Raw genomic sequence first — 25,125 nt, 5'->3', positions numbered from 1 at the left:
CAAATTCCCCTAGCGTCTGGCGTCTTATTCAAGCGTCACATTTCGGCCTGCCACGCCCTTCGACGTGCTCCTATCCTTGAAGCGCTCTGCGGTAAACATGACGAATATCGTCTAAAGTTAAGGCTTTGGGACTCCGCTGCAGCAAGCGTGTTTGCTTGGCTCCGTCCTGGGCCAGCAGCTCGATATCCTTCTCTTCAATGCCATAGGCCTGAAGGGAGGACGGGATGCCGACATCTTGAGTCAGGTCGCGAATCGCCTGAAGCGCGGCGAGCGCATTGTCCCGAGTGGATGCCTCTTTGCGTCCTACCCCTATAACGAAGGCAACCTTCTCCATCTTCTCCAGGCAGGAGGGAAGAATAAATTCATACACATAAGGCAGCATGAGAGCGTTCGATTCCCCGTGTGAAATATGGAATAATCCGCCGAGCGGGTAAGCCAGCGCATGAACGCCGGCCGTCCCTGCATTGAAGAAGGCCATTCCCGCCAGCATACTCCCCCAGGACATAGCTCTTCTTGCCTCTTGATCGTGGCCTTGCCATACCGCTTTGCGAAGATTTTTGGCGATCAAATCCATCGCTTCCAACGCCAGCGCATCCGTGAGCGTAGAGGATTGGATCGACGTATAAGCTTCAAGCGCGTGAGTGAAGGCATCTACGCCAGTGGCAGCCGTTACACGGGGTGGAACGCTGTACGTGAATTCTGGGTCTACAATCGCGACATCCGCCAGCAGGTAGTTGTGGGTAATGACGTCCTTGGTTGACTCCAGGTTAAAGACGGCGATATCCGTTACCTCAGACCCTGTCCCTGATGTTGTCGGGATCAGGATTTTCGGAAGCCCCTTATGCTGCAGCTTCTTGGTGCCGGTCAAATTTAAATAATCCGCTATGCTGCCCTCATGTGTCGCAAGCACCGCAGCGGCCTTGGCGATATCCAGCGCGCTGCCCCCTCCGACCGCGATCACCAGCTCCGCTCCGGAGTTTCTGACCGCATCGACCGCTTGATCGCCGATAGCGACCGGAGGTTCGGGCACGATTTGGTCGTAGACCGAATATTCGATGCCATGCTCAGACAGAATGTGTTCTACTTTGCTTATGGCACCTGACGTAACGAGAAACGGGTCTGCGAAAACGATCACGCGACGGACTCCTAACGCTTGGCATTCGTCGCTAATTTTTCGGACACAACCTTCTCCGAAATGAATTTTTACGGGAGAAATAAATGTACTCATCCTGCACACTCCTTTATTGAAGATCATCTCTTTCATCTCGGTGACGCCAAATCCCCGGAGCCTTTGCCGAATTAAGCTGTATCAGGTCGTTTCAGGCGTTCGGTTCCTCCTGTCCTTTTTCAGCCAATCCATCAATTCCTGCTCTCGCTCCCGGTTCATCTGCCGGGAGAACGCCGGCGTCCATTCATAAAAGCCTTTTCCGTTTTTTTGTCCGTAGCTGCCGCTGTCGACGAGCGCGCGCATCGCCGGCAACGATGCGGAATGCGTGCTCAAATCGGGGAACAAATAACCGGAAATCGAATCAAATACATCAAGCCCTCCCATATCGGCCGTCATGAACGGACCTGTAACCGGGAGTCTCCTTCCGATGCTGTATTTAACGGCCGTATCGATATCCTCTATGGTTGCAACACCCATCTCCGCTATATATTGAGCTTCACGGAACAGCGCGTATTGCAGACGGTTCACGATCGAACCCAGCACATCTTTTTTGAGCTCGACAGGTTTTTTGTCCATGTGATTCAACAGATTCATCGCGCGCTGGGCCGCTTCATCCGATGTCTCCGCACCGCGAACGACTTCCACGAGAGGGATGAGGTGAGCGGGATTCCAAAAGTGCGTCACTAGAATACGATGCTTATAGCGGGCTTTCCATGCGATGTCCGTCGGACTTAACCCCGACGTATTGCTGGCGAGAATGACGTCCTCCCCGCATAAACGATCGAGCTTTTCAAACCAGATCTGCTTCAGCGGCAAATTCTCCGGAATCGCTTCTATCACAAAGGTGGCGCCGGAGAGACAAGCTTCCAAAGCAGTCGTGAAGCGAATGCGCTGTTCGATTTCGATTTGCTCGTCGTCTGTGATTAATTGATTGTCCCGCAGAATGGCAAGCTTCTCCTCAATGCCGGCCTTCCCTTTATTCAAATCGTGCAAATCGGCTGCCCAAACCTGTACAGGCATCCCGGCCCAAGCCGCGGTCAAAGCAATCGAATGCCCCATCGGACCTGCGCCGATCACAGCCAACTGTTCGCGCATAGCCCTCTCCCCCTTCCTTATATCGCCGTCCAGCCGCCATCGACGCGGATCGTTTCTCCCGTGACGGAGCCGGCCAGATCGGAAGCCAGATAAAGGACGGCTCCCGTTACATCCTGAGGCCTCGCCATCCGTCCGAGCGGGATGCGGCGCAGGACATCCTCCATAAACGATGTATCGGTGAGCATCTTGGCGGTAAGCTCGGTCTCAATAAAGGTAGGCGCTACGGCATTGACGAGCACACCCTGGGAAGCCCATTCAACCGCAAGAGCGCGGGTCAGCTGCACCACCCCGCCTTTGCTCGAGCAGTACGCCGCCCGGTTGAAATAGCCGACAAAAGCCATTTGGGAGGCGATATTGATTATTCGGCCTCCCCCTTGTTTAAGCATGACCTCCCCTGCGCGCTGGCAAGCAAAAAAAGTGCCTTTCAGGTTCGTATCCAGCACCCGGTCCCAATCTTCTTCGGTCACTTCCAGGGCAGGCTTCGCAATATTAATCCCTGCATTATTGACCCATATATCGATCCGACCGAACCGTTCCAAGGCCGTATCGCCCAATTGCCGGATGTCGCTCACTTTCTGCATATCGCATGCCATGGCGAGGCTTTGCGGCGCGTGCAGTTGAAGCTCCCGGCAAGTCTGGTTCAAAGCAGTTACGTCTCTCCCCGTAATGATCACACGGGCGCCCAATTTAGCGAACGATAGCGCGATGTCTTTCCCGATCCCCTTGTTCCCGCCCGTCACGATCACAATTTTTCCTTGCAGGCTGTCAAAGTTCATGCTTTCACCCACCGTATCAAAAATAAAACAGGCGCCGCAGACGCCTGTTTGGGGTTACTGCCCTTCGTAAGCATCCCGGTAGATCGCTTCGATTTCTTTCACCGTGAGCCAACGTGGATTATTATTTAACAGGCGGTCAATTTTGCTGGCTTCTTCAGCCAAAGCGGGAATATCGTCTTCCGTTACGCCAACGTCCCGCAATGTGGATGGAATCCCGACATCCCGTGACAATCTGGCCAGGGCATGAACCGCTGTTTCCGCTGTATCGCGCAAAGAAAGTCCTTCCGTGTTCTCTCCCAATGCCTTGGCTACCTGTGCAAACTTTTCCAGATTGGCGAGCACATTATATTTCATCACATAAGGCAACAGCAATGAATTCGCCACGCCATGCGGAACTTTAAATTTGCCGCCCAACGGGTAAGCTAACGCATGAACCGCTCCTACTCCCGCATTGCCGAGGGAGATGCCGGCCATTAAACTGCCCATCGCCATATCCTCGCGGGCTTGAATGTTCTTGCCGTTATATACGGCAGTACGAATGGAGCGCGATATTAATTGAATCGCATGAAGCGCAATGCCGTCCGTCAACTCCGATGCGCGCTGGGCCGTGTAGGATTCCACAGCGTGGACTAATGCATCCATACCCGTAGCCGCCGTTACCGCAGGCGGTACGGAGACCGTCAAGGCTGCGTCTACGATTGCAACATCCGGGAGAAGATAGGGACTTACAATCCCTTTTTTCACGTTATCCCGAATATCCGTAAAAATGGCGTTGTACGTCACTTCAGAGCCCGTTCCTGCTGTCGTCGGGATTAAAATAAAAGGAATGCCTTTGTTCCGCACCTTCTCGATGCCGACCAATTCCCGTACATCGCCCGGGTTGGTCATCATAATGGCCAAGGCTTTGGTGACATCTAATGCGCTTCCCCCGCCGATTCCGACGAACACGTCATAGCCTTGATCGCGAATGCCGCGCGCAATTTGCTCGAGATTTTCAAACGGAGGCTCGGGAACGACTTCGTCGATAATATCGACTTGAATATTCTCGGCTTCTAACGGATCGGTCACTTGCTTGACCAATCCGGTTTGGTTCAATACTTTATCGGTAATGACCAGTACTTTGCGAGCTCCCAATTTGACAGCCTGGACTCCGACTTGCTGTACAGACCCGGTTCCTGTTAGTAGCACGTTCGGCATTCGGAAAATAGAAGATACACTCATGCTGCTTCCCCCTTAAAGTAAGCGGACTCCGATAAATTTCGTTTCGGTCATGTCCTCAATCGCATATTTGACGCCTTCCTTGCCAAGTCCGCTCAATTTCACTCCGCCGTACGGAATATGATCGGTGCGGACCGTCGATACTTCATTAATCCATACGCCGCCGGTTTCCAGCAGTTCAGCGATGCGGAACGCCCGGTTAATATCCGAGGTAAACACCCCTGCCTGGAGACCGTAGTCCGAATCGTTCGCTGCGGCGATGACTTCCTCTTCCGTTTCAAACGGAATCACCGTAATGAGCGGAGCGAACACTTCTTGGCAAACGACTTTCATATGATGCTTGGTATCGGTAATTATGGTTGGGGAGACGATATTTCCGTTTCTTTCCCCGCCAACAAGAATAGTCGCTCCTTCCGAAGCCGCTTCGCGGATCCATTCCTCCGCTCGAATGGCGGCCTGCTCCGTGATCATCGGTCCGATATCCGTCGATTCCAGGGCGGGATCTCCGATTCTGAGGCTGGCTACTTTAGGAACAAGCCGGTCCAATAGAGGCTGGTACACGTCCTTCTGGACATACACCCGTTGCACCGAAATGCAGGCTTGACCTGCAAACGTAAATCCGCCTTTGAGAATGCTTTCTACGGCAATGTCCAAGTTGGCGTCATTGAAAATAAGATTAGGCGAATTGGAGCCGAGCTCCAGCGTTACTTTACGCGGACCTGCCATCTCTTTAATTTTCCATCCTACCGGGCCGCTTCCCGTAAAGGTTACTTTTTTGACCAGCGGATGCGTGACAAGCGGCTCGACCAAGTCAACCCCGGTGCCATTGACGACGTTCAAGGCCCCTTTGGGGTAACCGGCTTCCTCCAGCAATCTGGCTAGCTTCATCGCAGACAGCGGCGTTTTCTCCGCCGGCTTTAACACGACGGTGCAGCCTGCGGCAAAGGCCGTCGCCAATTTATGAAGCACGAGATTAAGCGGGAAATTGAAGGGCGTAATTGCCGCAACAACGCCAACCGGATACCTTTTGGCAAAGCCGATCCGATTTTCTCCGCCGATGGCGCTGTCCATCTTAATAAGCTCGCCGTCATTGGCTTTGGCCTCTTCCGACGCAAAACGTATCACTTGAATGGCGCGCCCTACTTCTCCCCGGGCGTCGCGAATCGGTTTGCCCGCTTCCGCCATGAGCAGCCTTGCAAAATCTTCCGCCTGAGCTTCCAGGCTATCCGCTGCTTTTCGTAAAATCTCCGAGCGCCGGTAGGCCGGCATCTTCTTCATCGTTTCATGGAATACGCGGTAAGCCGTTTGAACCGCTTGCTCGATATCCTCGCGCGTACCGTATTCCACGACGCCTACAACCTCGCCGTTATAAGGGCTTCTGATTTCGTGCTCTTCGCGTCCCTCTCCCCGTACTTCGATGCCATTAATTAATGATCCGATATGCATCTCTCTCATCTCCTCCTCCTACATACCCAGGAATGCTTTCTTCACGTGATCGTTGTGCAGCAGCTCTTGTCCGGTTCCTTCCAAGCTTATGGATCCATTCTCCAGCACATAACAGCGGTCTACAATTTGCAAGGTTTGCTTCACGTTCTGTTCAACCAGCATAATCGTAATGCCTTGACTGCTGATCTGTCTAATGAGACTGAACAGATTTTGAACCAGCAGAGGAGACAGGCCCAGCGAAGGCTCATCGAACATAAGCAGCTTCGGTCTGCTCATCAAGGCTCTGCCGATGGCTACCATTTGCTGCTCCCCGCCCGAGAGGGTTTTGGAAATTTGCTTCTTTCTTTCCTCCAGGCGCGGAAGCAGCTTGTATACTTCCTTCAAGGTTTCATTTCTAACTTTTCGTGCTTCCGGATGGGAGGAGCCGAGCAGCAGATTTTCTTCCACGGTCATGATCGGAAACAGCTTTCGGCCTTCCGGCACTTGAACGATGCCCATCGGCACCCGATCATGGGCCTCTACCGCCGTTGCGTCTTTACCCATAAACTCGATGGTTCCGCTCGTTAATTTGCGAAGTCCGGATATTGCATTAATGGTGGTGGATTTACCGGCGCCATTGGAGCCGACGATGCTGACGATTTCCCCTTCGTTAACCTGGATATTGACGTTCGCCAGAGCCTGCATGCCGCCGTAATGTACACTCAGATTTTTCACTTTAAGCATGATGATCATCCCCCAGATACGCTGAAATAACCTGTGGATTTTGCGTAACCTCTTGCGGCGTTCCTTCGGCGATCGGTTCGCCGTAGCTGATGACAAGCACACGCTCGCACAAGGCCATGACCGCTCTCATGACATGCTCGATCATGAGAACCGTGACCCCTGATTGTTGAATGCGTCTAATTAATTCCACCGCTTCATCTACTTCGCTTGGCGTCAGTCCTGCCAGCACCTCATCCAGCAGTATCAACTTAGGCTGGGTCGCAAGCGCTTTTGCGACTTCCAAGCGTTTGCGGTCGACAATCGTCAAGTTTTTGGCCAATAAGTCTTTCCGGCTCTCCAAGCCGACCAGCTTGACGACTTCTTCCGCCTTTTGCAGCGCTTCGCTCCTGCTGTTCGTTCTTGCAAACGCGCCTACGGCCACATTATATAGCACCGTCTTCGAACCGAACGGCTTCACGATCTGGAACGTTCTTCCGATCCCTTCGCGGCACAGCTCGTACGGGGGTTTTCCCACAATATTTTTGTCATTAAACACAATGCTTCCGGAATCCGGACGGATATATCCGGAGATTTGATTGAAGAGAGTCGATTTACCGGCGCCATTGGGCCCGATAACCCCGAAAATTTGACCTTCCTGCACACTGATCGATAAATTTTTGGTTACCGTTAATCCGCCAAAGCTTTTATTTAAATTTTGGATCTCAAGCACGGCCATCCTGGTTCCTCCCCTCTTTTACGCCCATCGCCACTTTCTTTTTGAATGACAGTTTTTTGGAAAGGAAGTTTTGCAGCGGCTCCACGATTCCTTTAGGCCAGAATACAATAACGATCGTGACGATAATGCCGTAGATGACCAGATGAAGCCCTGGAATTCCATCTCCAAGGTACACGCGCGACACTTCGCCCACGGTCCCAAGCAATATCGCACCAATGAACGGTCCGAACACCGTTCCGATTCCGCCTACGATGGCGTTGAACACCATATGAGCGGACATTTCCGCACCTGCAACCGTATCCGGCTGCAAGATCCCCATCAGCTGACCGAAGAACGTACCTCCGATAGCGGTGAAAAATCCGCTGATCGCTGCGGCGTACAGCTTTACTCTTGCCGTATTAATGCCCAGTGCTTTGGCCGCTTCTTCATCCTCACGGATGGCCGTCAAGTAAAATCCGAGCTTCGACCGCTCAATATACCAGGATACGAAAAGAACAATCGCGGTAAAAGCGAGAATGATATAGTAGTACGGCACACTGGAGAGAAACTGAAAGCTTGCAATACCGCCGTCGGTTACGAGCGGAATGATCAATCCTTCGGAGGAGCCCAGCTCAATCGGACCAATCTTGGGCACCGATTTCAGAATCGTGAGCAAGCCGCCGGAAAAGGCAACCGTCGCGATAGCGAAATAAGCGCCTTTGAAGCGAAATGTCGGAATCCCGATTAATACCGATATGATGGCAACCACGATACCGCCGATCAGCATCCCGATCCAGGGACTCAAGCCGGTATTCATAAACAACAGCGTGGAAACGTATCCGCCGATTGCCATGAAAGCCGCATGACCGAAAGACAATTGCCCCGCGTACCCGCCGACAATGTTCCAGCTGGTAGCCAGATACGCATTCAGAAGAATAAAGACACAGCTTTTCAATAAATATTCGTCATTTCCTAACAACGGGGGCACGGCTGCAAAGATGAGCCCGACGATAATGATAGGTAGAAACTTCTTCATCATATCACTCCTATTACCAATCATGTGGAGAGCCGAATAGCCCCGACGGACGAATCGTTAAGAATAACAAGAACCCAAACAGGACGAATGCCGGCGCTAATGTTTGAGCAACATATAAGGTGGCTACGGATTCAACGATGCCAATAAGCAAGCCGCCGATGATCGCTCCCGGAATGCTGCCCAGGCCCCCTAATACGACGGTGACGAAAGCCGTTGTGCCAAACAAGCCGCCGATAGTCGGATATAACTGGTTGAACGGCAGCAACGCTACGCCAGCCGTCCCAAGCAGCGCCATGCCCATACCGAATGCAATATTGAACGTTTTTCCGATGTTAATTCCCATTAATTTGGCTGCGTTCCTGTCTTGTCCTACTGCACGAATCTGACGGCCAATTTCCGTTTTATTCATGATCCAATAGAAAATAGCCGTCACAATAATACAAAGAACAAAAGCATAGACGCGGGAAAGACCATTCGTAACCCCTAAGAACGTAACGGTGGCGTCTGAAAAAGAGGTTTTGATCGTCCGATAATCGCCGCCGAAGGTAGCAAGAATTCCATTATCCAATACGATCGAAACGGAAGCCGTTAACAGCAGGGCGCCAACCGGCTCGCGCACATCCGCTTCTTTATTCAGCACGGGTTGAACCAAAAACTTGTTAACCCCGTAGCCGATGAGAAACATAGCGGGAACCACAATCAGGAGGGATACATAGGGATGCAGCCCAAGAGAAGTAATCCCGAAATAAGACAGGAACATAGCAATCATCAAAAACGAACCGTGACCGAAGTTAATTACCTTCATAATGCCGAAAATCAAGGTTAAACCTAGGGCAATGAGCCCATAAACCGAACCCATTAAAATCCCATGAACCAGCGCTTGACTCACGAATACTCCTCCTTTACCGCTTGGGTAAGAGAAGAGTGGGGAACAGAACCCCACCCCTCTCTACTTGCTTACTCCGCTTTATACGGATATATGATTTGGGAACCTTGACGGGCATCGGCTTGCGGATAAACCGTAACACGTTCAACCTTGCCGTTTACTTTCTGGAATTGAGCCATAACTAAGCTTGGATCCGGCAGCGTATTTTGTTCATTAAAGTGAATCGTTTTCGTGTAAATTTGAGTCGGACCGCTTGTCAGATTCGTTTCTTTCAACGCCTTGCGAAGCGCTTCCGTATCCGTCGATTTCGCACGCTCCAGCGCATCCGCAATCGTGTAGATGCCTGCGTATTCTTTAATTTGCTCGCCGCTCGGATGTCCTCCGAATTTATCCACAAACAGTTTGTCCAGCTCTTTGGATCCAGGACGGTTCACATCCGGCTCCCAGGCGGAAATATCAAACCAGTTGAGCGCATCCTCGCCGGCATTTTTCACGAACTGCATATCCGCTGTTCCGCCCGCCGTGGAAATAAAGGCTTTGGGCGTTACCTTTTGCTGCTTGAACGCTTTGGCCAGCAGGGTCGCATCTTGTACATAGGAAACCATCAGAATAGCGTCGGGGTTTGCCCCTTTTACCTTATTGGCTACCGGCGTTAAATCGGTCGCTTTCCGGTCGTACGGCTCGTCGAGGACGACTTGATAGCCCGCCTTCGGCAAATCCTCTTTCCAGTACTTCGCTACGCCTTGTCCCCAGGAGCTGTTCTCATACACGAGCGCGACTGTCTTGATTTCCGTGCCTTTCGCTTTCAGGTCGTTCATGAAGTTGATTTGTGTAGTAACGCGCATTTTGGAAGTATCGGCGATCCGGAATACATTCTTAAAGCCGCGTGTTGTAATGGAATCGTCCGATGGAACCGAAGCGAACCAAATCTTGTTCTTCTTCTCCGCTTCCTGGGAAGCAGGCAAGGTCATCCCGGATTGGTAAGCTCCTGTGATGAGAGCAACCTTTTCCTTATCGATCAAACGAACCGTCTCGGAAACCGCCGCTTGCTGATTGCCTTGGCTATCGCCAAAAACAAGCTCTAATTTCGCGCCGTTCAGGGACTTGATCCCGCCTTTTGCGTTAATTTCTTCAACGGCTACTTCTATGGCTTTTTTACTTTGATCCCCTAACGGCGCTGCATCTCCGGTAAGCGGAAGGATGACGCCGATTTTAACGGCTCCACCGGCACTGCTTGAACCGCCTGAGCCACCGCTGCCACCGGCTGCTTCTTTGGTCCCGCCTCCACAAGCAGTCAAACCAAAGGCAAGTATGGCGCTCATCGTAATTAAAGAAAATTTCTTCATACAAAAACCCCCTTTAATAAAGTAAAAGATTTTATGTTTCTCGCCTTTACGGCGTTTGAAACCGTTTCAATGAATGCGTATTCAAATCGGTTTGAATAGGCACATGGCTTGCCGAGCAAAAATAGTAGACTATTTTACCATGAACCATTCGTTAAATAGTGACGGTTTAGGGTTGAATATTGTAACCGGTTAAAAAAACACGTATTCATCAGCCAGTTGTAAACGCTTTATAGAATACGTATTCATAAAGACTTGCGAAGGGGAATCCCTGTAAAGAAACTCCCGTTCAACAACGAGCTTTACACGTGGTGTTCCGCACCACCAGTTCAGGCTTCAGCACAATTTGTTTGGGCGTGGACGTGTCTTCAATTCCCTCTATCATATTGATCAGACTTTCCACGGCAATCTCGCCCATTTGATACTTCTCGTGACCGACGCTTGTCAATCTTATCGCGCGATGAGATGCAATTTTAATATTGTCAATCCCCGCTAAGCTTACATCCTCGGGAATGTTAAGCCCTATTGACAGCAGCGCATCCATGCACTGCAGCGCAATGGCATCGTTCGCGCACAGGATTGCGGTCGGAGGCTTGGGCCCGTTCATTAACTTCCACACGACCTTCTCAACTTCCACTTCGGGAAAATCCAAAAAATAAACAAGATCGGAATCGACCGTCAACGCTTCGCTATTAACGGCTTGAATAAACCCGGTGAATCGTTCTTTAAACGTTGAAATATTGCCGCTCTTCGAAATATACGCAATGCGCGAATGCCCCAGATCTAATAAATGCTTGGCGACCAGCTCGCCAGCGAGGGCGTTGTCCTGCACCACATAGTTTCCGCCGATTTGCGGCTTGCGGTTGTAGAGCATGTAAGGTACGCCGGAACGCTGTAAATCTTCAAAGACAGGGTCATCCAGTTTTAGCGAGGACAACAGAATGCCGTCAACCGAATTTCCGATAGCGGTTTCAAGCCAGTTCGAGGTCAGCTCCTCATCAAAGCTAACCGTGACGTTGTATCCTTTTTGGCTCGCATACTGAACAATCGAATCTGTCGTCTCTGCAAAAAAAGGATTCAAAATCGAACCAGACACCATTGCAATGGTCTTCGTACTTTTCGTGACTAGACTTCTTGCAATCAAATTGGGACGGTATCGCAATTCTTCAATAGCTTGAAGAACTTTCTGCCGCGTCTTGGGATTTACACTTTCCGCGCCATTTAGTACACGAGAAACGGTGGATTGTGATACTCCGGCCCTTTTAGCCACATCGTTAGAAGACGCCATAAGTTTTTCTCCAAGAATACGTATTCAAAAATGAAGCCAAATCTACTCTTTCCCTACAAGAAGAACCATCTACTTCTCCAATGTATGCCATGAATGCGCATTCATTTAAGTTGAGTATATTCGAAATTTAGTTTCTTGTCTACTCATTTTATAAAATATTTTTAAGAACCCCATTCAACGCATTGGAACCGGAACCGGTTTGGATAATGCGTATTTTGTTGGTTACAATACAACTAAAATTAATCTTTGGTCAAGGAGATTTTTATGATAAGCAACCGTGAAATCAAGGAACAGATCGATGGCTTAACCGAACAAAACCAATTATTAACCCAGGAATTGCAACAAATTAAAGATTTAATCCGAAATCAATCCAATAATAATAAAAATAATCAAAACAACGGCACGAATCAAAGCAGTAACGAAAATAATGGGAATCATCAAAGCAGCAGCAGCCAAAGCGATAAACAAAGCAGCGGTAACCAACAAAGCAGCGGCAACGGTAATCAAGACGCAGCCACGAATAGCGGACAGCAAATTAATGATATCGCAGTCGATTTTTTAAAACTCAAAGATTTAACGGATGCTTTGGAAATGAAAATGCAAGAATATATCGCAACCAACCAAAAAAAATCGGCGTTAACCAATGAAGATGTAATCAGCCTCATCTTGAATATGATGAATGGCATGATCGATTGGACCAGAGACCTTATAGCCCAACAAAGCAGTCAAAGCCAGCTGCAATAAATTCTATATATCCCCCATTACTCATAGCAGCCGCTTCCGGAAGTTGGAGGCGGCTTGTCTGCATGCCGCATGTAAATCCATACTCAGATTCCCTTGCCTGTTTATATCTCTTTTCAATTCGTGGTATTCTAAATAAAAATGCAAAAAGGTGATCTTGATGAGTGATTTCCCTGATGATTTTACGCTTGCAGAGTCGTTATCCGGACGTTGGTACAAGCTTGGCTTGGGCGTTCGCGGAGGCACCATGCTTGTCGAGATGGGCGATAATATTTTGCTGAGCATCCATATAAGCTCCAAACGTCTTGATATACTTCTCAAAGATAAGCAAGGTGTTTATCAATACGCAGGAGATTTTGCGTTTGAGGGACTTGAAACGGAAGGAAAGCTTCTGTTCCATAGTTGGTCTATAGAGCACATTCATATGAACAATCAAAATGTTATCTTGGACAACCCCACCAATGAATTGACCCAGCTGTTCATCAAATTAAGTCTCGATAAACGAAAAGAAACCGAAAACAAGTTTTTATAGGAATTCTATGCATATGATGGTCTCCGTAAACAAATCATACTTGTAATCCTGCAGTCCGGAGGCTCATCCATGGAAAATAAAGAAGATTACTTCGAACACTTCACGAATAACAGTATTCCTACACCCGCTGACCAGGAAGACATCACGCCTACAGATCTCCTAAGTGAAGCCGTTGAGCAAATCATCGATAAACTGGCCGGAGAAGCGGCTGACGAGTAGTCTCCAAAGCTGCTGAGAACGATACCTGGGCAGGTTACGGCACCTGGGGATATCGCGAAGAAACCGTTCTGTACAGAACGGTTTCTTCATGATTCAACACCTGTTTCCCTTATGAATCAGGGCATATCCTGCTAAATGGAAATCAGATCCTTCACGTCAAAATGAACGCTTACCTCGTAATCTGTTTGTAGCTGAGGATATTTAATTTTAGCCGTTTTTTGTTCCGTATCGTAGTACCAGCCTTCCGCTTGGTCATTCCATTCCTTGGGATCCAGGAACATGGCAAGCTTCCTGCCCTGCAGCTTCACTTGAACCGGAGCGATCTCTTTGCAAATCAAGTCGATCACCAACGTTTTCAGCGTACTGTCATATTCACCTTCGTTTGAGAACGAAATGACGGTTTCTTGGCCGGCTTTCACGCGGATCGTCGTCTGCAGATAAGCTCCACGCTGATAATCGTTGGTCAGCCCGTCATCCTCATACAGCACGAAGCTCGCATCTTCCGACGGTTCAATGATCAGCCGCAGCTCTTCCATCACGTCTTGATGGAGGTTATTCAGACCGACAGCCATCGGCACAATCGCACCGGTCCGGAGGAACATCGGAATGGAGGCCAGGGTAACGTCAAACTCAATCGTTTGTCCCCCCGCATACCGTTTTTTGCTGTTCCACTCGATCCAATCGCAGCCTTTCGGCAAGTATACTTTTCTCGTCTTGGCCTGTTCCTCCAGCACGTTCGCAACCAGGATGGAGCGTCCGAGCATGAAGTCAAAGCTCTCTTCCCATACCCGGGCATCCTGCTGGAACTCATAAACCAGCGGGCGCATAACCGGCGAACCTTCTGTGGAAGCTTCGAACAGCAGGGAGTAGAAATAAGGCGCCAGCTTGTAGCGAAGCTGGATGGCTTCACGGATATACTTCGTATAAGAAGGGTACATCCAAGGCTCGGTCACGGTATTGTCGGTATTGCAGGAATGAATGGAGAACCTGGGCTGAAAAATACCGTTCTGCACCCAGCGCACGAACAGCTCCGGTTCCGGCGCCGGACCGAAGAACCCCCCGATATCGCAGCCTTGATTAGCCACGCCCGAAAGTCCCATGCCCAGAATAACGGGTATATTGAATTTCAGGCTCTTCCAGCTTGTGCTGTTGTCTCCGGCCCACGTCTGGGCAAACCGCTGGATGCCCGCGAAGCCCGCCCGGTTCACAATGTACGGCCTGATGTTCGGTTCGACCTCGGCAATCGCCTCCTTGGCCATCTGGGCCATCAGGTTCGGCATGATCGGACGCAGCTCGCTGATCGGTTTACCTTCGCCTTCAAAATCGCATAACGCGTCCTCATTGTTAATTTCATATTCGTTGTTATCATTCCAAATGGAAGTGACGCCGAGTGAGATGAAGGATTCCTTCAGGTGCTTCTTCCACAGCGCTCTGCCTTCGGGATTCGTAAAATCCACGAACGATGCCGGGCCGCCCCAATAGCGGTCTGTTTGCGGGCCTTCCCCGTTCTGGTCCTTTACGTAAGCTCCCGCTTCGTCAAATTCCTTGTACAACGGATGCGTAGTCAGCATACCCGGCTTAATGTTCGGCACGAGCGCTGCGCCTTTCTGCATGAGCTCCCCGATAAACGCCTTAGGATCCGGGAACCTGTCGTTGTTCCAATTGAAAACATAGCGCTTTCCGTCTTGACCCGTCGTATAGCCGGACGACATGAAGAACCCGTCGCACGGAATGCCTTCTTCCTTGCATTTGTCCAGGAAGCTCAAAATCGCTTTGTCGGAATCTTTCTCCAGCTCGGTATAGTACATGGTGGAACCCATATACCCGAGGGAATACTTGGCAGGCAGAATCGTTTTACCGGTTAAATCGGTGTAATGACGTACGACGTCTTTTATTTCCGGTCCATACATAAAGAAGATGTCCAGTTCCCCGCCGTCCGCACAAAAATACGAATAAGGGTTCCAATAGCCGCTCCGCTCACAGCCCATATCGAAGACCGAATCGCAGGAATTGTGGTAGAATAGCCCGGTCGCCTGCTGAGTTTTGCCGTTGAGCTTTATATAAAAGGGAATATGCTTGTACAACGGGTCCGTATGTTCGGAGTCGTAACCGAGCGTGTCCACATTGTGCATACGCATTCTTCTTTTTTTCTTGTTCAAAGCGCCGGCCTTCTCGCCGAAGCCGTAGAAATAGTCCTCATCGTTCATACACGAATAGTGATACAACCGGCCTTGCTTGTCTTTGACATAGGATCTTTCCTTCAAATCCGCATGGAGCACCGTACCCTGTTTATCTTGAATTTCGATAGCAAAAGGCTGTTTATGGATAATGACGTTCAACTGTTGCGTTGATAGCACGAATTGCGTGTCCGAATCTTGATAGTTAACGGGAAGCGCCTCTATTTTTTTCCGGCCGTCGACGATGGAGTCCAATTTATCTTCCCAAGCCGTCATCGCGAGAACGTAGGAAGCCTCTTCAACGAATTGTTCGTCGAAGGAGCACCGGATCCGAATCACCTCGTCTTTCATCAAAATAATTCGGTATCTGGCTGCATTTGTAATGAGATCCAAATAATTATGCCCTTCGATGACCTGCAGTAATGTGTTGCTTACCAGCATAATTCCTTACCCCTTCCCTACCAAACCATTTTGATATCCACCACAATATCCGATACATGTTAATCATTCTGTTATACGATCAACCAAGTTCGTTCCAACGGAATTAACCGGGATCTTATATTCATCATAGCATTTCCTCGTTTTTTTACTTTGCAATTGTTGCTATATATTTAACCGATATTGTCCCCTGATTGCCGCTTCCCCTTATTTGTTCCATACACCTTGCTATCGAGAAAAAATAGCCACAGCCTCCATAGCTGCGGCGGTCAAGTTGTTATGATTCATGATCCTTTATTTCATCCCCGAAGTTACCATGCCGCTGACAAAATAGCGCTGGAACATCAGGAACACGACAAGAACCGGTATCATCGTAATTACGGACATCGCAAGCAAACTGCCCCAATCCACATTGAACTCCCCGATGAAATTGGAAAGCGCGAGTTGAATCGTGTACAAGGAAGGATCACTGATCCCGATCAGCGGCCACAAGAAATCATCCCAACGCCACATGAAGGAGAAGATCGCCAGTACCGCCAGGATTGGCTTGCAGACCGGCAAAATAATTCGCGAGTAGATCCTCCACTCGGATGCGCCGTCTATCCGCGCCGCTTCCAGCAGTTCATCCGGAACGGAAAGCAAATATTGTCTCAGCAGGAACACACCTGTTGGCGTTGCCGCTGGAGGAATAATGATGCTGAGCAAATTGTTGTACAGCCCGAGAAAACTGATCACCTTAAAAATCGGAATCATGATGACTTCCAGAGGAATCATCAAGGTGGAAATAAATCCGACCAAGAGGAACGTATCGCCTTTAAATCGGTACTTGGCCAAGGCGAATCCAGCCATAGAATTGATAAGCAGCAGCAGCAGCGTCGAAGAAACGGTGACGATGGTGCTGTTGATGAAATAAGCCCCAAAGTTCCCTTTATCAAAGGCATCAATGAAATGTTCAAACGTCACGGTCTTCGGAAAAAGGCTCGGAGGAAAACTATACAGATCCGTGTTCGTCTTGAAAGCCGAGAGTACGACCCAAAGTACCGGAAACAACCAAAACAATCCAAAAACAATTAACAGCGTATACACCGATATTCTAACCAGCGGTTTCATTTCCATATTAGTTTGCGCCTCCTTTGGAGAGCTTGAATTGCACGACGGTAAAAACGGCAATGAGCGCGAACAATACGACCGACATGGAGCTTGCCATACCGAGCTCTTGCTTGGCGAAGCCGATCTCATAAATATATTGAACGATAAATGTCGTCTCTCTTCCCGGACCGCCGCCCGTAAGAGCGAACATCAGCGGATACGCCTTAAACGCGTCGATTAACGAAATCATGATGACCAGCAGGCTCGTTGGCTTCAAAAGAGGCAGCGTGATGCTCCAGAAGGAACGCAGCTTGGATGCGCCGTCGAGATGCGCCGCTTCGTAATAATCGTTCGGGATGACCTGCAATCCGGCCATGAAGATGACCATGAAAAACCCGACCCGCGACCACAGGGTCGCAACAATAACCGACAGATTGGCATAAGTCGGATCAGATAGAAAGTGAACCGGCTCCGCTCCGACAAGGGTTAACACATAATTTAAAATACCGAAATCTCCGAAAATCCATTTCCAGGTCAAACCGACAATGATGAATGAAATCATAGTCGGCCAATAAAAAATGGCTCTGAACAAACCCCTAAGCTTAATTTGCTGAATAAGCAGTATCGCTACGGCCAATGATAAGCAATAAATACCGGGCACCACAGTGGCCGCATACAAAGCGGTCTTGCTCAGGGCCGTCCAGAACTCCTCATTGGCGAATACTTCTTTGTAGTTATCGATACCTACAAAGCTCATCGGATTTAACCCGTCGTACTCGTGAAAGGAATATACAAAACCGATAAGCGTCGGGATCACAATAAACACGGAAAAAATCAAAAAGTTAGGCAAGACAAATAAATACGGAGCTAGTTGTAGCTTTTTTTTCGGCCGCGACTTTTTCTTCATCCCGGTATCCATAGCATGCGCTGACATTATTGCTTCCCCTTTCCTAATAAAAATCAAAGGCTGCCGCCTATCGCAGCAGCCTTCAACCTATTATTTTTTATCGTCTTTCTTATCGTCGCTAATGGCTTTGTCGATCGCTTTAGCTGTTTTATCCATAGCTTCTTTGGCCGTTGATTTGTCGGTGATGACCTCGACCAAATTATTTTTCAAATCGTTGCTGAATTTCGGAACGATGCCTTGCTTGGACCAATCTTCAGCTGCGGCTGGAGCCGTGTTATTCAACTCGTTAGCGAATACTTCGAACATCTCTTTGCCGAATGCATAATCCAGCTTGCTGCTGTCTTTGCGCGGACTCATGAACAAAGATTCTTTATTAAATTTCGAGTTCACTTCCTTGCTGGACAAGTATTCGATGAAGCTCGCCGCTTCTTTCTCTACACCGGAGTTTTTGAAGGCCATCACGAATTTACCGCCAGGAACGGAGGAGCGCTGCTTCGCCTTCGGCATATACGTTACGCCCCACTCGAAGTTGGTAATGTCTTTGTAGTTGCTGACCATCCAGTTTCCGGCCAAATGTGCGGCTACCGTACCGGAACGGAATAGGTTGTTCGGGTTTTCGCCGCCGAGCCAAACGGAAATCGGCATGACGCCATCCTTATGCAGCTTTTTGAAATATTCGGCCGCTTGAACGCCCGCTTCATTGTTAATCGTTGCTTTCGTGCCGTCTTGACTGATCATGCTGCCGCCGAACTGGTACAGCAGCGTGGACCAGCGATGTGGCGTGAAGTCCCATACCATCCCGTATTTGGCTCCGCCCTTTTCCATAACCTGCTTCAAAGCTGCACTGAATTCGTCCCAAGTCCATACAGCATCGGGAGAAGTAGGCACCTTCACTCCGGCTTTGTCAAAAAGCGTCTTGTTATAAATCAATCCGTTTGCCGTCACATCCATCGGAGCGGCAATAACTTTATTGTCGACCACGTAGTAAGGTTTAATGGAATCGATAAATTGCTCTGTAAATTTATCGACGCCTCCGACATAAGTTGCGAGATCCAACGCCTGATTGGAGAACGCCCCGATCTCAGTTGTGCTGATCCGCGCAAGTGCCGGCGGCTTTCCTCCGGCGACCATCGTCTTCATTTTGGTCGATAAATCCTTGTAAGCAATTTCAATTAAATTGATTTTAATGTTCGGATTTTTTCCTTCGTAATCTTTAATAATGTCCTTCATGACTCCGCCTTCGACGCCATCCGAGAACCATACGAAATCAAGCGTCGCATTTTTCTTGCCGTCCGAAGCTGCAGGATCGTCGTCTTTCTTGCCGCAAGCAAGAGACATCAAGGCTAACATAACCAAAACCAGAGTAACCGATACAAATTTGAAGCTTTTTCTCATTGCAATCAACTCCCTCTTATAATCAACATGGTCATTTGCTAACGCTTACTTTTCGAAAAATTTGCGGCGACACTCCGGCATACTGCTTAAACGAACGGCTGAAATGCACCGAAGTGTTGAAGCCGATTTTTTCTGCGATAGCACTAACCGGTTCATTCGTCGTCAGCAACAGCTTCTTGGCCTCTTCAATCCGCTTGCTCATCAAATAATTGTTAACCGTGTATCCCGTGACTTCCTTAAAAGAATGACAAATGTAATATTTGTTCAAATGGAGCGCTTTCGAAAGATCGGCCAGCGTGATGTTTTCTGTGAAATGCTGGTTAATGTACTGCAAAATTCGCCTTACATTCGCCTGACTATGGGACGGCTGTTCAGTAGGCGAAAATTCGACCAGATGCTTGGACTTCCTGTAAATCTTAATTAACAATTGCGCAAGATACGTCTTCAGAATCACTTCGTATCCGAACGCTTCGCGTTCAATTTCTTGCTGTAAAAGTCGGAAACCGCTCTCAATTTCACCTTGCTCGTCGAGTGTCCAGCGAATCAGCAAGCCGCCGGGGGCGTCAAACAACGATAACAATTTCTGATACATCTCGGGCGGTAATTGCTCCTTGAGAAACAATTCCGTAAAGTTAACATAACTCCGGACATAGGGAACGTCTTTCGCAGGATTCACTCTATGAATCGTGCTGCCGCGAAATAGCAGCATGTCACCTGGCGACAAATCATAAATATCCTCACCGATAATGTAATTGGCGCTCCCGCGAATGAAATAATAAATTTCAAAGCCTTCATGCGTATGAACCGGCCAATTATACTGCCATTCGCTTTGATCCGCTCGAACATAAATTCCATTTCTTCGGAGAGCAAGATTCGTCGGAGTGTGAATTATTAAAGAAATCAGTACCACCCCTCAATAGTACTATTTGTATATTTGATTCGACATAAAACGACTGCTACGTGATCAATAATACCACACATGTCAGCCATTGAAATAACGGATATTGCTGTTAATTTAATCAGAATTGCTGAAAATAGGTGAGATTTATTAAACGTTGCGCGCAATCCAAATCCAGTTGAAAGGGAACGCTATTGAAGCCGTATTAGCCATGCTTTTAATGATCCATATGGCCGGCTGGGCGCTTTCAACTTTCTACTACAATTTCAAGATTTAGAAATAAAAAAAACTTATGACCTCATGATCATAAGTTTTTTTGCTGTTCGAACAGTATCTTATCGTTGCAGAGATATTTCCTCGCCGCCTGTTTTTGCCGGTTTCGGCACCGCTTTATTCCGCTTGAAATAACGCCCTAGCCCAACCAGCCCTTTCGGCATAAACCGGATGATTAAGATGACGGCCAGGCCGTAGATGGTCAACTGGTAATCCTGGAAGTTTTGCAGCCATGCCGGTAAAAACACGAGCAGGATCGATCCCAATACCGGGCCGAGCAGCGTTCCCGAACCGCCGATGACAACGGCAAGCAGACACGCCATCGATGCCGCGACGTTGAAGGGCGCCGGGCTGACAAACCCGGTAAAATAGACGTACAAAACCCCGCCCACGCCGGCAAACAAAGCCGACAATACAAATGAAGCCGTCTTGTACACATACAGCGGAACGCCTACGCTGGCCGCCAGCCTGTCATTCGAGCCGATGCCGCGCAGTCCGTAACCGAGTCGCGACTTGCGCAGCCAGGCTACGAATGCGATTGCGAGCAGCATGACCGCCAGCACGAAATAATAGTAGGTCTCTCTCGGCCATGAGCTCGGGAACAAGCCGGGTACTCCGGAGATTCCGAGATTCCCGCCGGTAATGGCCAGATTATGAAAAAGCTCATCCAGAATAAGGGACATCGACAATGTCAGAATCGCAAAGAAATGACCGCTGGTCCGAAACACAATTAAGGCAAGCGTCAAAGCGATCAGACCATTGCCCGCGATGGCGATCAGTGCCGCGGACCAAACGTTCATGCCGAACGTAGTCGCGCAAATAGCCGTTATATAGGCTCCGACGCCGAACAGTCCGCCCTGCACCAGCGACGTATAGCCTGTAAATCCAAGAATAATGTTTAAGCCCTGATTCACCACGATCCATATGAACGTTAATATGAAAAGGCCCTGGTAATAAGAAGACGTGGTGAACAGAGGGATCACGGCGGCCAGAAGGACGAGGGCGATCGACAGCAGGGAGCCGCGGTTCAGGATCGTTTTCATCGCCTGACCTCCTTGGCAAACAACCCCATCGGCTTAAACACAAGAACCAGAATGATCATCACGAAAACCGCTACGGTTGAATAATGGCTCGAAATGTATCCGATGGTCAGAGATTGGAAGATGCCGATAATCAAACAGGATATGATCGTTCCCATGAGGTTGCCCATTCCGGCCAATACGAGCGCCGCAAAACCGAAAAAGATCAGATCGTTGCCCCGGGTCGGGACCAGGGAATACAATCCTCCATACAAGATACCGACGAGGGCGCCTACAGCCGAGGCAAAGCCAAATACAAATGCCGATATGCCTTTGATGCTGATGCCCATCAGCAGGGCTGCTTCACGGTTCTCGGCGACGGCACGAATCGCTGTGCCCAGCTTGCTCTTCTTCAAAATAACGGCTGTCGCCACCGTAATGCTGATTGCGGTCAGGATCAGAATCAAGCGCAGTTCGGTAAGCATAACGGGACCAAGCTTGATCATGCCGCCCGCGTCCAATTTGACCTGGAACTGGTCCGGCCCGAAGATCAGCTGCATCGTATTATTCAGGAACGTCATCAGTCCCAGTGAAATAATAAATATATTGAGGGGAGGCAGCTCATTCGCGTTCTTGTACGGGAGCCGCTCCAGCAGAATGCCCGCTGCCGTTGAAATCGCGATCGCCAGCAGGATGGATATCCAGATGGGAAAGCCCATCCGATTGATAAACACCAAGCCGAAATATCCGCCGAGCACCGCGACCGACCCGAATGCAAAATGAGGAATATGCAGAACCCCGAATACCAAAGACAAACCTAACGCAAGGAGCAGGTACAGGCTGGACATGACCAACCCGTTCGCCAACTGCTGCAAAAGCTCATTCAATATAGTCCCTCCGTTCGAAGCCTATGTTCGTTTGGCCGGACCCGTCCGAAGCGTATCGGCGGCCCGGCCATCCTCGCTTTTGTTTACTTGGACGCGTTTCTGATTTTGGCCAATCCTTCCGAGTATTCTTGGACAGGGCTGTTCATTTCTTTATGGACCTTCTTATCTCCGCCCGTCCATACGAAGCTTGCATTCGGCACATAGGCCTGATTGTTCTTGTCAAACATCTTGCCTTCCACCGGGATCCATTTCATCGTCATATGCTCTTTCGGAACCGGCATCTCGTTCAGCGCTTTCACGACCGCATCCGCGTCCGTCGTTCCAGCCTGCTCGATCGCCGCGGCCAGAATGTTCATCAGATCGTAACCGTAGCCGGTGCTTGGCGGCGCTTCCACGTTATATTCCGCTTTATATTTATCCAGGAAGGTCTGCGCGTATGGACCGTTGATCGAATGATCGGACGGATTGATTTCTGCCGGAATCATGTCGTAGATGCCTTCGAGCACATCGGCGGAAACAATTTTCTCAAACTGTGCCTTCGAGCCTCCGTTGAAACCGAGCAGTCGGCCCTTATATCCCAATTCTTTGGCTTGTTTATAGACGAACGCCGCTGATTCTACGTCGGCCCCGACGTAAATGGCATCCGGTTTCGTCGCGATTGCCGCTGTCAGCTGTGCCGTAATATCCTGATCTCCGACTTTGAAGCCCTGTACCGTTGTGATGCTGCCGCCGGTGGATTGAAGCCCCTGCTGTACACCCTCGATCAGGTCCTTGAAGAACCCTTGGGCGGTCGTACCGACCACAGCCATCGTTTTTACGTTCAGCTCTTCGCCGATAAACCTTCCGCTCGTCAGGCCCGTGAAGTCACTCGGCGGGCGGACGTGGAAGACGTAGGGGTTGTTCGTTGCCGTGATCGCTTTGTCGGGAGCTACGCCGACAAGGGTCGGAAGCTTATTTTCTTTAATGTAAGGAAAGGCGGGCATTACCGAGGAGCCGCTCATGAAACCGACGAGAAACTGGATCTTCTCGTGCTCCACCATTTTCTTGATATTGCTAAGTGCGGTTGTCGGGTTGAATTGATCGTCGAGCGAAACCAGCTCAATCCTATGTTTCTTCCCCCCGACGTCGATTCCGCCCCGCTCATTGATATGTTTGACGGCGAGCTTGATGCTGTTATTTTGCGGCACGCCATAAACGGCAAGCGGTCCGGAAAGCGGCTCGGTCTCCCCGATGACGATCGTCGGTTCGGAAGAAGACGACGACGAGTTCCCGCACCCCGCTGCAAATACAGAAACCAACATTGCTACAATCATAACCAGCCTTGTTTTTTTCATATGTTTGTTCCCCTTTAATGGATTTGTAAGGCTAGACACCCAGATAAACGCTTTGTACGATCGAATCCGTCTTCACCTCTTCGGTCGACCCTCCCTTCACGATGGAACCGGCATCCAGGACATAAGCGTAATCGGAAACCGATAAAGCCATATTGGCATTCTGTTCCACCAGCAGAACGGACGTACCTTCCTCGCGGATCTTGTTCACGATCTCTCCGATTTTCTCGACCATCATAGGGGCCAGCCCCAGAGACGGCTCATCCAGCAGCGCCATCCGGGGCCGCGACATGAGCATTCTCGCCACGGCAAGCATCTGCTGCTCCCCGCCGCTCAAGTTAGCGGCCGGCTGCGTCCAGCGATCCTTCAGAATCGGGAACCATTCGACAAGCCTTTCCACATCGCTCCGGATGGCCGATGCGTCCGACCGGAGATACCCGCCCAGCTCCAGGTTCTCTTTAACCGTAAGCGTGGGGAACACCTGCCTTCCTTCCGGACAGAGCGCAATCCCCTGCAGAATGCGTTCCCGAGGAGACATGCGGGTAATGTCCACGCCGTTGAATGTAATGGACCCCCGGGTGATTCGGGCCAATCCCAGTACCGCCTTCATCGTCGATGTTTTTCCCGCTCCGTTCGGGCCCAGCACAACCGTTGTCTGGCCTTCCTTCGCCGTGAAGCTGATCCCATGCAGCACCTCGAGGCTTCCCCAGGAAACATGCAAATTTTCAACCGTAAGCATGAGCTGCACTTCCCCTTCCCAGATAGGCTTCAACGACGACCGGGTCCCGCTGGACGATCTCCGGTTTGTCGTCGGCTATCACTTTTCCAAAGTTCAGCACAACCATCCTGTCGCAAATTTTGGACAACAAGCGCATATGATGCTCAACAATCAGGATGGAGATGCCCCGGTTTTTAATTTTCAGAAGGAGATGTTGAAAATCGTCGCGCTCCCCGACAATCATCCCTGCCGACGGTTCATCGAGCAGAATGAAGGCCGGATCGCCGACCATCGCCATCGCGACCATAAGCCGCCGCTGATCCGCCGTGCTAAGCTCCGATACGGACCGGTCCGCATAGGCGCTGTCGATCCCGACGAACTCCAGCAGCTCAAGCGATTTATGCTCGATGTTGAGCTGGCTTTGTTTGCGTGTCGTCACATTAAACAATGATCGCTTGTCCTCGAGATGGGAGGCTATGGACAAGTTCTCCAATACCGTACAGTCCTTAAAAAGGCTTGTTGTCTGAAACGTTCTCCGAATACCGGCACGGGCTATCTTCGTCGCGTTGTGACGCGTAATATCTTGGCCGTTGAATACGATGTGGCCGCTTGTCAGAGGGGTATGCCCCGAAATCAGGTCCATCATGGTCGTCTTTCCTGATCCGTTGGGCCCGATCAGACCTACGACTTCGTTCGGATAAACTTTGAAGCTCACCTTATCGACGGCTTTAATGCCGCCGTAGTGCTTGCTCACATCCGTTAACTCCAGCATGCAGGCACCTCCAGGTAATCACCGATGCAGTTCTTGCAGGCGATTATGCGTTTTGT

At 49.8% G+C, this 25,125-nt stretch carries 24 protein-coding genes; 3 read left to right on the top strand and 21 right to left on the bottom strand.

Features of this window, described 5'->3' with window-relative positions; all coding sequences use genetic code 11:
- Positions 1-70: 70 nt before the first annotated feature.
- The 11 genes from PVA01S_RS15930 to PVA01S_RS15880 form a co-directional block, all read right to left on the bottom strand.
- Positions 71-1,228 (bottom strand): iron-containing alcohol dehydrogenase, encoded by a 1,158-nt coding sequence (locus tag PVA01S_RS15930; protein ID WP_127608439.1) that lies wholly within the window; start codon positions 1,226-1,228, stop codon positions 71-73.
- An 81-nt stretch (positions 1,229-1,309) separates the two neighbouring features.
- A complete protein-coding gene (locus PVA01S_RS15925; RefSeq protein WP_127608438.1) occupies positions 1,310-2,263 on the bottom strand; it encodes a 3-hydroxyacyl-CoA dehydrogenase family protein in 954 nt (317 codons plus the stop codon).
- Between the two features lie 17 nt (positions 2,264-2,280).
- Positions 2,281-3,039, bottom strand: a complete 759-nt coding sequence (locus tag PVA01S_RS15920; protein WP_127608437.1) for an SDR family NAD(P)-dependent oxidoreductase — start codon at positions 3,037-3,039, stop codon at positions 2,281-2,283.
- A 54-nt stretch (positions 3,040-3,093) separates the two neighbouring features.
- On the bottom strand, positions 3,094-4,260 hold the full coding sequence (locus tag PVA01S_RS15915; RefSeq protein ID WP_127608436.1) for an iron-containing alcohol dehydrogenase: 1,167 nt from the start codon (positions 4,258-4,260) through the stop codon (positions 3,094-3,096).
- Between the two features lie 12 nt (positions 4,261-4,272).
- Positions 4,273-5,703: an aldehyde dehydrogenase family protein gene (locus PVA01S_RS15910; protein ID WP_127608443.1), complete on the bottom strand. Its 1,431-nt coding sequence runs from the start codon at positions 5,701-5,703 to the stop codon at positions 4,273-4,275.
- A gap of 18 nt (positions 5,704-5,721) precedes the next feature.
- Entirely contained in the window at positions 5,722-6,426 is a 705-nt protein-coding gene (locus PVA01S_RS15905; protein ID WP_127608435.1) for an ABC transporter ATP-binding protein, read from the bottom strand.
- Complete coding sequence (locus PVA01S_RS15900; protein WP_127608434.1) at positions 6,419-7,141, bottom strand: ABC transporter ATP-binding protein; 723 nt, start codon at positions 7,139-7,141, stop codon at positions 6,419-6,421. Before PVA01S_RS15900 ends, PVA01S_RS15905 begins: the two co-directional genes overlap by 8 nt.
- The gene (locus tag PVA01S_RS15895) at positions 7,128-8,156 is read right to left on the bottom strand and encodes a branched-chain amino acid ABC transporter permease (protein ID WP_164751860.1); all 1,029 of its coding nucleotides are present in this window, start codon (positions 8,154-8,156) and stop codon (positions 7,128-7,130) included. Before PVA01S_RS15895 ends, PVA01S_RS15900 begins: the two co-directional genes overlap by 14 nt.
- 13 nt (positions 8,157-8,169) lie before the next feature.
- A complete protein-coding gene (locus PVA01S_RS15890) occupies positions 8,170-9,045 on the bottom strand; it encodes a branched-chain amino acid ABC transporter permease (RefSeq protein ID WP_127608432.1) in 876 nt (291 codons plus the stop codon).
- Between the two features lie 68 nt (positions 9,046-9,113).
- Positions 9,114-10,388: an ABC transporter substrate-binding protein gene (locus tag PVA01S_RS15885; RefSeq protein WP_127608431.1), complete on the bottom strand. Its 1,275-nt coding sequence runs from the start codon at positions 10,386-10,388 to the stop codon at positions 9,114-9,116.
- A gap of 286 nt (positions 10,389-10,674) precedes the next feature.
- Positions 10,675-11,673 (bottom strand): LacI family DNA-binding transcriptional regulator, encoded by a 999-nt coding sequence (locus PVA01S_RS15880; RefSeq protein WP_127608430.1) that lies wholly within the window; start codon positions 11,671-11,673, stop codon positions 10,675-10,677.
- Positions 11,674-11,937: 264 nt separating this feature from the next.
- Between PVA01S_RS15880 and PVA01S_RS15875 the strand changes: the two genes are divergently transcribed.
- The 3 genes from PVA01S_RS15875 (at position 11,938) to PVA01S_RS26695 (ending at position 13,165) form a co-directional block, all read left to right on the top strand.
- A complete protein-coding gene (locus PVA01S_RS15875; RefSeq protein ID WP_127608429.1) occupies positions 11,938-12,417 on the top strand; it encodes a hypothetical protein in 480 nt (159 codons plus the stop codon).
- A 157-nt stretch (positions 12,418-12,574) separates the two neighbouring features.
- Complete coding sequence (locus PVA01S_RS15870) at positions 12,575-12,946, top strand: hypothetical protein (RefSeq protein ID WP_127608428.1); 372 nt, start codon at positions 12,575-12,577, stop codon at positions 12,944-12,946.
- A 69-nt stretch (positions 12,947-13,015) separates the two neighbouring features.
- Positions 13,016-13,165, top strand: a complete 150-nt coding sequence (locus PVA01S_RS26695) for a hypothetical protein (RefSeq protein ID WP_164751859.1) — start codon at positions 13,016-13,018, stop codon at positions 13,163-13,165.
- A gap of 131 nt (positions 13,166-13,296) precedes the next feature.
- On the opposite strand, the gene PVA01S_RS15865 is transcribed toward PVA01S_RS26695, so the two are convergent.
- From PVA01S_RS15865 to PVA01S_RS15820, 10 genes are all read right to left on the bottom strand, one after another.
- Entirely contained in the window at positions 13,297-15,783 is a 2,487-nt protein-coding gene (locus tag PVA01S_RS15865) for a glycoside hydrolase family 31 protein (protein WP_127608427.1), read from the bottom strand.
- A 291-nt stretch (positions 15,784-16,074) separates the two neighbouring features.
- The gene (locus tag PVA01S_RS15860; RefSeq protein WP_127608426.1) at positions 16,075-16,896 is read right to left on the bottom strand and encodes a carbohydrate ABC transporter permease; all 822 of its coding nucleotides are present in this window, start codon (positions 16,894-16,896) and stop codon (positions 16,075-16,077) included.
- A 1-nt stretch (position 16,897) separates the two neighbouring features.
- Entirely contained in the window at positions 16,898-17,803 is a 906-nt protein-coding gene (locus tag PVA01S_RS15855) for a carbohydrate ABC transporter permease (RefSeq protein ID WP_127608425.1), read from the bottom strand.
- A 63-nt stretch (positions 17,804-17,866) separates the two neighbouring features.
- Positions 17,867-19,171: an ABC transporter substrate-binding protein gene (locus tag PVA01S_RS15850; RefSeq protein ID WP_127608424.1), complete on the bottom strand. Its 1,305-nt coding sequence runs from the start codon at positions 19,169-19,171 to the stop codon at positions 17,867-17,869.
- A gap of 31 nt (positions 19,172-19,202) precedes the next feature.
- Positions 19,203-20,081, bottom strand: coding sequence for an AraC family transcriptional regulator (locus tag PVA01S_RS15845; protein WP_244932973.1), 879 nt, complete (start codon positions 20,079-20,081; stop codon positions 19,203-19,205).
- A 323-nt stretch (positions 20,082-20,404) separates the two neighbouring features.
- Positions 20,405-21,385 carry a branched-chain amino acid ABC transporter permease gene (locus PVA01S_RS15840; protein ID WP_127608423.1) on the bottom strand — a complete coding sequence of 327 codons (981 nt, stop codon included), beginning with the start codon at positions 21,383-21,385 and terminating at the stop codon, positions 20,405-20,407.
- Positions 21,382-22,248 carry a branched-chain amino acid ABC transporter permease gene (locus PVA01S_RS15835; RefSeq protein ID WP_054799388.1) on the bottom strand — a complete coding sequence of 289 codons (867 nt, stop codon included), beginning with the start codon at positions 22,246-22,248 and terminating at the stop codon, positions 21,382-21,384. The genes PVA01S_RS15840 and PVA01S_RS15835 overlap by 4 nt, the downstream gene beginning before the upstream one ends.
- An 83-nt stretch (positions 22,249-22,331) precedes the next feature.
- Complete coding sequence (locus tag PVA01S_RS15830) at positions 22,332-23,582, bottom strand: ABC transporter substrate-binding protein (protein WP_127608422.1); 1,251 nt, start codon at positions 23,580-23,582, stop codon at positions 22,332-22,334.
- Positions 23,583-23,613: 31 nt separating this feature from the next.
- Positions 23,614-24,318 carry an ABC transporter ATP-binding protein gene (locus PVA01S_RS15825; RefSeq protein ID WP_127608421.1) on the bottom strand — a complete coding sequence of 235 codons (705 nt, stop codon included), beginning with the start codon at positions 24,316-24,318 and terminating at the stop codon, positions 23,614-23,616.
- On the bottom strand, positions 24,305-25,069 hold the full coding sequence (locus PVA01S_RS15820) for an ABC transporter ATP-binding protein (protein WP_127608420.1): 765 nt from the start codon (positions 25,067-25,069) through the stop codon (positions 24,305-24,307). The genes PVA01S_RS15825 and PVA01S_RS15820 overlap by 14 nt, the downstream gene beginning before the upstream one ends.
- Between the last annotated feature and the right edge of the window lie 56 nt (positions 25,070-25,125).

Source organism: Paenibacillus validus NBRC 15382 (assembly GCF_004000985.1).
Lineage (GTDB): Bacteria > Bacillota > Bacilli > Paenibacillales > NBRC-103111 > Paenibacillus_G > Paenibacillus_G validus.
This window is presented reverse-complemented; position numbering and strand designations above follow the sequence as displayed.

Coding starts and splice junctions, on each gene's coding strand:
- PVA01S_RS15925 (WP_127608438.1), bottom strand. CDS start 2,263: ATGCGCGAACAGTTGGCTGTGATCGGCGCAGGTCCGATGGGGCATTCG.
- PVA01S_RS15880 (WP_127608430.1), bottom strand. CDS start 11,673: ATGGCGTCTTCTAACGATGTGGCTAAAAGGGCCGGAGTATCACAATCC.
- PVA01S_RS15830 (WP_127608422.1), bottom strand. CDS start 23,582: ATGAAAAAAACAAGGCTGGTTATGATTGTAGCAATGTTGGTTTCTGTA.
- PVA01S_RS15920 (WP_127608437.1), bottom strand. CDS start 3,039: ATGAACTTTGACAGCCTGCAAGGAAAAATTGTGATCGTGACGGGCGGG.
- PVA01S_RS15875 (WP_127608429.1), top strand. CDS start 11,938: ATGATAAGCAACCGTGAAATCAAGGAACAGATCGATGGCTTAACCGAA.
- PVA01S_RS15855 (WP_127608425.1), bottom strand. CDS start 17,803: ATGTCAGCGCATGCTATGGATACCGGGATGAAGAAAAAGTCGCGGCCG.
- PVA01S_RS15905 (WP_127608435.1), bottom strand. CDS start 6,426: ATGCTTAAAGTGAAAAATCTGAGTGTACATTACGGCGGCATGCAGGCT.
- PVA01S_RS15820 (WP_127608420.1), bottom strand. CDS start 25,069: ATGCTGGAGTTAACGGATGTGAGCAAGCACTACGGCGGCATTAAAGCC.
- PVA01S_RS15915 (WP_127608436.1), bottom strand. CDS start 4,260: ATGAGTGTATCTTCTATTTTCCGAATGCCGAACGTGCTACTAACAGGA.
- PVA01S_RS15860 (WP_127608426.1), bottom strand. CDS start 16,896: ATGGAAATGAAACCGCTGGTTAGAATATCGGTGTATACGCTGTTAATT.
- PVA01S_RS15825 (WP_127608421.1), bottom strand. CDS start 24,318: ATGCTTACGGTTGAAAATTTGCATGTTTCCTGGGGAAGCCTCGAGGTG.
- PVA01S_RS15930 (WP_127608439.1), bottom strand. CDS start 1,228: ATGAGTACATTTATTTCTCCCGTAAAAATTCATTTCGGAGAAGGTTGT.
- PVA01S_RS26695 (WP_164751859.1), top strand. CDS start 13,016: ATGGAAAATAAAGAAGATTACTTCGAACACTTCACGAATAACAGTATT.
- PVA01S_RS15850 (WP_127608424.1), bottom strand. CDS start 19,171: ATGAGAAAAAGCTTCAAATTTGTATCGGTTACTCTGGTTTTGGTTATG.
- PVA01S_RS15895 (WP_164751860.1), bottom strand. CDS start 8,156: ATGAAGAAGTTTCTACCTATCATTATCGTCGGGCTCATCTTTGCAGCC.
- PVA01S_RS15870 (WP_127608428.1), top strand. CDS start 12,575: ATGAGTGATTTCCCTGATGATTTTACGCTTGCAGAGTCGTTATCCGGA.
- PVA01S_RS15865 (WP_127608427.1), bottom strand. CDS start 15,783: ATGCTGGTAAGCAACACATTACTGCAGGTCATCGAAGGGCATAATTAT.
- PVA01S_RS15885 (WP_127608431.1), bottom strand. CDS start 10,388: ATGAAGAAATTTTCTTTAATTACGATGAGCGCCATACTTGCCTTTGGT.
- PVA01S_RS15840 (WP_127608423.1), bottom strand. CDS start 21,385: ATGAAAACGATCCTGAACCGCGGCTCCCTGCTGTCGATCGCCCTCGTC.
- PVA01S_RS15900 (WP_127608434.1), bottom strand. CDS start 7,141: ATGGCCGTGCTTGAGATCCAAAATTTAAATAAAAGCTTTGGCGGATTA.
- PVA01S_RS15910 (WP_127608443.1), bottom strand. CDS start 5,703: ATGCATATCGGATCATTAATTAATGGCATCGAAGTACGGGGAGAGGGA.